The sequence below is a fragment of the Acidipropionibacterium thoenii DSM 20276 genome (assembly GCF_000423445.1).
GTDB lineage: Bacteria > Actinomycetota > Actinomycetes > Propionibacteriales > Propionibacteriaceae > Acidipropionibacterium > Acidipropionibacterium thoenii.
Window position 1 is genome coordinate 1 of the sequence record NZ_AUHZ01000035.1, and the last position, 6,716, is coordinate 6,716.

7 protein-coding genes are annotated in these 6,716 nt (G+C 67.8%); 2 read left to right on the top strand and 5 right to left on the bottom strand.

Annotated features, from left to right (window positions below):
- On the bottom strand, positions 1-938 hold a 938-nt coding region (locus G554_RS17845), incomplete at its 3' end, for an SH3 domain-containing protein (RefSeq protein WP_027587652.1).
- Here G554_RS17845 and G554_RS17850 point away from each other — a divergent pair.
- Positions 922-1,824, top strand: coding sequence for a hypothetical protein (locus tag G554_RS17850; protein WP_036925298.1), 903 nt, complete (start codon positions 922-924; stop codon positions 1,822-1,824). The two genes, G554_RS17845 and G554_RS17850, sit on opposite strands and share 17 nt — an antisense overlap.
- 227 nt (positions 1,825-2,051) lie before the next feature.
- Here G554_RS17850 and G554_RS0109130 read toward each other — a convergent pair whose 3' ends face one another.
- The 3 genes from G554_RS0109130 to pdxS are packed head-to-tail and all read right to left on the bottom strand — an operon-like array spanning position 2,052 to position 4,111.
- On the bottom strand, positions 2,052-2,684 hold the full coding sequence (locus tag G554_RS0109130; RefSeq protein ID WP_281167961.1) for a DNA-3-methyladenine glycosylase I: 633 nt from the start codon (positions 2,682-2,684) through the stop codon (positions 2,052-2,054).
- A 21-nt stretch (positions 2,685-2,705) separates the two neighbouring features.
- Positions 2,706-3,278, bottom strand: coding sequence for a pyridoxal 5'-phosphate synthase glutaminase subunit PdxT (gene pdxT, locus G554_RS0109135; RefSeq protein WP_084648445.1), 573 nt, complete (start codon positions 3,276-3,278; stop codon positions 2,706-2,708).
- Positions 3,272-4,111 (bottom strand): pyridoxal 5'-phosphate synthase lyase subunit PdxS, encoded by an 840-nt coding sequence (gene pdxS, locus G554_RS0109140; protein WP_245570014.1) that lies wholly within the window; start codon positions 4,109-4,111, stop codon positions 3,272-3,274. The genes pdxT and pdxS overlap by 7 nt, the downstream gene beginning before the upstream one ends.
- 158 nt (positions 4,112-4,269) lie before the next feature.
- Here pdxS and pdxR point away from each other — a divergent pair, with 158 nt between their 5' ends.
- A complete protein-coding gene (gene pdxR, locus G554_RS0109145) occupies positions 4,270-5,679 on the top strand; it encodes a MocR-like pyridoxine biosynthesis transcription factor PdxR (RefSeq protein ID WP_027587656.1) in 1,410 nt (469 codons plus the stop codon).
- Here the strand turns inward: pdxR and cysK are convergent.
- A complete protein-coding gene (cysK, locus tag G554_RS0109150) occupies positions 5,667-6,602 on the bottom strand; it encodes a cysteine synthase A (protein ID WP_027587657.1) in 936 nt (311 codons plus the stop codon). The genes pdxR and cysK overlap by 13 nt on opposite strands.
- Positions 6,603-6,716: the final 114 nt, after the last annotated feature.

Genomic DNA, 6,716 nt, shown 5'->3' on the forward strand with positions numbered 1-6,716 from the left:
GTGGTGGAGATCAGGGACGAGTAGACCCACGCCGACCTGCCCTGGAAGTTCACCGGGGTCCAACCATTGACCGACGCACCCCGAGTGCCCACATAAGCACCCCTGACCATCCGACCCACCTTGGCATACCCGGTACCCGCACCCGCACGCACATTCAGATCCACCGTCGCATACACAATCCTCTTGCTCGACGATGCCGAGGCCTTCTTGGCGACGACACTCGTCGTCACGGCCTTCGTCGTTGCCACGGCCTTCGTCGTTGCCAGGGCCTTCGTCGTTGCCAGGGCCTTCGTGGCGACAGCCGGCGTCGCGACAGACTTCGTTGCCACGGCCTTCGACGCCGTGGGCCCACCCGCGAGAGTCTTCGTAGCGTCGCCCACCGTCGTCCTCCCGGTCGCGGGGACAGGCAGGGCGAGTTTGGCAGCTACCGGGTGCGCAGGCACCACCGCGGTCAGGAAGGACGACTTCACCCAGCCTGACCTCCCATCGGCGGCCACCGGCGTCCAACCCTCGATCTGTACTCCGCGCAGAGTGATGCGGCTGTCTGCAGGCAGCACCCCGAGTGAGTCCTGATCAGTACCGGCAGCCTTGCGGAGGTTGACGTTGGCTGTCAGATAGGCGCCGTAGACCACCGGTGAGGAGGTTTGCGTCGACCTGCCGGCAGCCGAGGGCGTGCTCGCCTGTCCGCTGGCCCCGGACTTCCCGGTGGCGGTGGCGGAGGATGCCACCGCGGACTGACTGGACTCTGCGGGCTCGGAGGTGGTGAGGTACTTCGCCTGGACCCAGCCGGTCTGGCCGTCCACCAGGATCTGCTGGTAGTTGTTCGCGACCCGGCTGGTCTGTACGACTTTCTGGCCTGGGTGCAGGATGGTGAGCTTGGGCAGCGATGCCGAGGGACCACTACGGACATTGAGGTACTCCGTGGCCCAGACGCTCACCGTGGCGGTCGTCGAATCCTGGGAGTCGGCAGAGCTGGACGAAGCCGCAGTCGGATGCACGTCCTTGGTGGCGGGCTGGGAGGCACTCGGCTGGGAGCTGCTGGCCCGGGCCGGTGTCGAACCCGACTGCGCCGACCCGGCAGAAGCTGAGGCCTCCGTCGTCGGTGTGGCGGCGGATGTGGTGGCCGTGGTCGGTGCAGCGCTGGCCGTTCCCTCGCTCGTCGGTGCGGCCACGGATGTGGCGGCAGTGGTCGGTGCGGTGGTGGCGGCGGCCTCGGTCGCCGGTGCGGCACTGGCCGTTCCCTCGGCCGCCGGCGCGGCACTAGCCGCAGCCTCCGTGGTCGAGTCCTCAGTCGTGGACTCCTCCTCAGCCTCGGTGTCCTCAGGGCGCTCAACGTTCTCATCGGGCTCAACAACACTCGGCGCGGTGGAGTTCTCCGCCCGAGCTGACGCCGTGACCGATGACGAGGCTGCCGGCGACGAGACTGCGGCCGAGGGGGCCTCGGTCGCAGGGTCGGATGACGCTGGGCTGGATGACGCCGAGGTCGCGGCAGCCGACGGTGTCGCTGTGGCACCGCGGGGTCTGACCAGCTGGGTCAGTGCCTCACCCTGTTCGCGGATACTCGGACCCTGGTTGTCGACCCGCCGGGTTCCCTGGCCGTCCTGGTTGCCGGGCAGTGGGGCACAGCCTGCGATCAGCCCTGCCGAGGCGATGGCTGCGACGCTGATCCTCAGTGTGTGTGCAGATCCCATCAGTCCTACTTCCTTCCGCCAGGCTAATCGAGTGCGACTACCGGAAATGTACGTGAAGAAGGTGTTCAGTGACCACTCAGAAAGAGACCCTCCAGGCTTCAGAGAATGCAACACGCCGGGCGCGGGGTGCTAATGACAATGATGTGATTACAACTGGTGGTATTCATCTCCAGCGGACGTCTAACAGCACTCTCACAACGTGTTTTGGCTGAATCTGTGTGGTTCCCCCGCGACACAGAAATCGGTGACCGCGGCGTGACTGAGCATCCTGAGAGGTCTTCAGCGACCCCTCAAGCAACACTTGAGAGATGTGCGAATACAGTCGCAGCGGGCTCATGCTCGAGCTCAACGCGCGAGGAATTAGTCGCTGTCGGTCGGGTAATGGCGACTCGCCGGGTCGCCGGGCCACACCCCGGAGCTGCCGCGGCGCCAGGACCCCACCAGATGGGTGTCAACGATACCGACAGCCTCCATCAGGGCGTACATGGTCGTGGGACCCACGAACCTGAAACCTCGCGAGCGCAACTCCCTGGCGAGAGCTCGGGACTCGGCGGAGACCGTTGGAATCTCGGCGAGGGTGCGCGGCCCCGGGGTGGTCTCAGGCTGGTAGGACCAGATCAGCTCCGCCAGTCCGCCATCGGCCCGCAGCGCGATGGTGGCTCTGGCGTTCTGGATGGTGGCATCGATCTTGAGCTTGTTGCGCACGATCGAGGAATCATTCATCAGTCTCTCGACATCGTCGGCGGCGAACCGGCGGACCGCCTCCGGTCTGAAGTTGCGGAAGGCTCTGCGGAATCCCTCCCGCTTGCGCAATATGGTCTGCCAGGACAGGCCCGACTGGAAGGCCTCCAGCGACAGCCTCTCGAAGAGCCCACGCTCATCGCGGACCGGCATCCCCCACTCATGGTCGTAGTACTCGCGCAGCAGCGGGTCGGATGCCGCCCAGACCGGCCGAGCCAGCCCGCCATGGCCCAGTACAAGGTCACTTCCCACGGCCACCAGAGTACCGGTGAGCTACCAGGAGTTCAGCCAGGCGATATGCAGCCGGGGATCCCCGCTCTCCTCGGGATGGAACGCATACCCGGTGATGGCCCCCTGCTGCACACCTACTGTCCGCCCGTCGTCCAGTCGGCAGACACCATGCGCATCGGGTCCGATCTCGGTGACCACGGGGGCGCGGATGAAGGTGGCCGGCGCCGGTTCAGCCACCCCCTCCACCTGCAGCCGGGTCTCGAAGGAGTCCAGTTGGCTTCCGAAGGCATTGCGCGCCACCGTGACATCGAGCACCTCGAGGGTCTGCTGACCCGGCGCGGCGTCCAGCACCCGCCTGGCCAGGTAGATCAGCCCTGCACAGGTCGCCAGGGTGGGCAGGCCCGCCTCGATCCCGGCCTTGAGGGGACCCGCCAGGCCGAAGGCGCGGGCCAGCTTGTCGAAGACCGTCGACTCACCGCCGGGCAGCACGATGGCGTCGAGTCCTTCCAGATCTGCCGGCCGGCGCACCTCGACGGTCGTCACTCCCAGTCCCCGAAGGATCTCCAGATGCTCACTCACGCCCCCCTGGAGGGCCAGCACGCCGACCCTCACCAGCCACGCTCCGCCAGCCGGTGCGGTGCGGGGAGGTCGGCGACATTGATACCCACCATCGCCTCGCCCAGGCCACGTGAGACCTCGGCGACGGTTGCCGGGTCGTCGTAGGCCGCAGTGGCCCGGACGATGGCAGCCGCCCGCCTGGCGGGGTCACCGGACTTGAAGATGCCCGAACCGACGAAGACTCCCTCGGCCCCCATCTGCATCACCAGGGCTGCGTCGGCAGGGGTGGCCACCCCTCCGGCCACGAAAAGCACCACGGGCAGCTTGCCGGTGCGGGCGACCTCACTGACCAGGTCGTAGGGCGCCTGGAGCTCCTTGGCGGCCAGGTACAGCTGGTCGGGATCCATGCTGGCCAGATTGTTGAGCTGGCTGCGGATGGTACGAAGATGCTTGACCGCCTCGGAGATGTCCCCGGTGCCCGCCTCCCCCTTGGAACGGATCATCGCCGCCCCCTCCGTGATCCGACGCAGCGCCTCCCCCAGGTTGGTGGCACCGCAGACGAAGGGCACCTCGAAGGCCCACTTGTCGATGTGGTTGGAGTAGTCGGCCGGGCTGAGAACCTCCGACTCGTCGATGTAGTCCACCTTCAGTGCGGCAAGCACTTGGGCCTCGGCGAAGTGGCCGATCCGGGCCTTGGCCATCACCGGGATCGAGACCGCGTCGATGATGGCGTCGATGAGGTCGGGATCGCTCATCCGCGCCACCCCGCCCTGGGCGCGGATGTCGGCCGGGACTCGCTCCAGTGCCATCACCGCGACCGCCCCGGCCTCCTCGGCGATGCGTGCCTGATCGGCAGTGACGACGTCCATGATGACGCCTCCCTTGAGCATGTCGGCCAGGCCACGCTTGACTCGCGTGGTGCCGACCCTGGGTGCGTTCTGTGCGTTTTCTGATGCCATGGACTCCATCCAAGCGCCACGAAGTGGCCCAACCCAAGAGCCAAATATGACCAGTTGCAATGGTCCACTTGGCTGTGCACACTGGACCCGTGAGAGGCTCCCTGGTCATTGATCTCCCGCTCAGCCTGGATCGCCAGGATGCGCGACGTCTGCCGGTCCAGCTGGCAGACCAGATCCGCCTCCTCATCACGTCGGGGCACCTTCGCCCCGGAGATCAACTGCCGAGCAGCCGGCAGCTGGCCATCGGCCTGGAGCTCTCGCGAGGGTCGGTGATGGCCTGCTACGACCAGCTCCAGGCGGAGGGTTACCTGGTGGCCGCGCATGGCTCAGGCACCGCGGTCAACCCACACCTCGACGGACTGCATCCCGCACCTTCCGCAGCCCCACCGCGGTCAGGACCCGCGCGGCGCCCGGTGCTGGTCGACCTGCGCCCGGGGCTGCCCGATACCGCCTCGGTGTGGCGCGGGGCATGGCGAGGAGCGGCCTGCCACTTCCCGGCCGAACTGACCGACCCGCTGGGACTGTGGGCGCTGCGCGCCCAGATCTGCGAGCATCTGCGCCAGATGCGCGGCCTGATCACGACCCCGGAGCAGATCATGGTGAGCGCCGGTGCGCGCGAGGGCCTGTCGGCGCTGCTGCGACTCTGGAGGGGCGGCTCTCAACAGCCGCTGAGGATCGGCGTCGAATCCCCGGGCTACCCCAGCATGCGCAAGGTGGCCTCGGCGCTGGGCGATCGTCTGGTCGACCTGGCCACCGACGGCCACGGTCTGCGGACCGACCGCCTGCCGGGGCCCGGCGAGCAGCATCTGGACGCCGTCCTGGTGACTCCGAGTCACCAGTACCCCTACGGCGGATCGCTGAGCGCCCCCAGACGTACCGCGTTGACCAGCTGGGCGGCCGGCCGTGGGTGCTGGCTGGTGGAGGATGACTTCGACTCGGAGGTGCGCCACATCGGCTCCCCGCTGCCGGCCCTGACTGCCACCGCCCCCGAGATCACCGTGCTGCTGGGAACCTTCTCCTGCCTGCTGGCCCCCTCGGTGGCATGCGGATATCTCGTGCTGCCGCCAGACCTCGTCACCCCGATGACCCGCCAGCGCGAGGCTCTGGGGCAACCGGTCGGGTCGCTGGTCCAGGAGGCGCTGGCCGGCTACCTGTCCAGCGGAGCGCTGCGCCGGCGGACCCAGCGGATGCGGCAGGTCTACCGGCGTCGCCGCGATATCGTGGTCGACTCCCTGGCAGGACTGCCCGGTGCCGTTCTGCAACCCGTCGTCGGGGGGCTGCAGGCGGTGCTGGTGTGCCGGGCCGACGAGGAGGCGCTGGTGAGCGGCTGCGCCGGGGTCGGCGTCGGGGTCGCCCCGCTGTCCTCCTACTGGGGCGGTCAGGGCACCGAGCACGGATTGGTGATCGGCTTCGGAGCACATGACGACGCCACCCTGGCAGAGAGTCTGCACAAGGTGGCGTCGGTGGTGCGCGCTGTCGACGCGGCTCAGTCCAGGTAGCCCTTGAAGAGGTCGGTGGACTCGTAGCGCTCGGCGGTGTCGGCGATGACCGTCACGATGACCTTGCCCTCGTTCTCGGGGCGGGCGGCGATCTGGGCGGCAGCCTGGAGTGCGCCACCGCCGGAGATACCGGTGATGATTCCCTCCTCGGAGGCAGCCCGGCGGGCCAGCTCGATGGCCTCGTCACCGGGGACCAGCAGGATCTCGTCGACGACAGACTTGTCGAGGTTGTCCGGCACGAAGCCCGGGCCCCAGCCCTGGATCTTGTGGGGAGCCTTCTGGCCCTTCGTGATGACCGGGGACTCGGCCGGCTCGGCGCCGATCGCCTTGATCTGGGGGTTCTTCTCCTTGAGGTACCTGCCCGCACCCGAGATGGTGCCACCGGTGCCGATGCCGGCCACCAGGATGTCAACGGTGCCGTCGGTGTCCTCCCAGATCTCGGCACCGGTGGTGTCATGGTGGACAGCCGGGTTGGCCGGGTTGTCGAACTGCCCGGCGAGGATGGCGCCCGGGGTCTCAGCGACGATCTCGGCAGCCTTCTTGTTGGCTCCGGGGACGCCCTCGGCGCCCGGGGTCAGGACCAGCTCGGCCCCCAGCAGGCGCAGCAGCGAGCGGCGCTCCTTGGACATCGTCTCGGGCAGGGTGATGATCACCTTGTAGCCGCGGGCCGCACCCACCAGGGCCAGACCGATGCCGGTGTTGCCGGAGGTGGCCTCCACGATGGTGCCGCCGGGCTTCAGATCGCCGGAGGCCTCGGCGGCGTCGACGATCGACTTGGCGATCCGGTCCTTGACGCTGGATGCCGGGTTGAAGTACTCGAGCTTGGCCAGAATGGTGGCCTTGGCATCCGGGAACAGCTTGTTGATCCTCACGAGCGGGGTGCCACCGATGAGCTCGGTGACGTCATTGGCAATCTTGGCCATGGTCTGTGGTGTCCTTTGTTGGCTCTTCGCGATCCGGGGTGTAGCGGGGGGTTGAGTCTGGCTGGCGTGTCGGGGTGGGTGTGAGGGTCGGGGTCTTCCGATGATGGGAGTTCC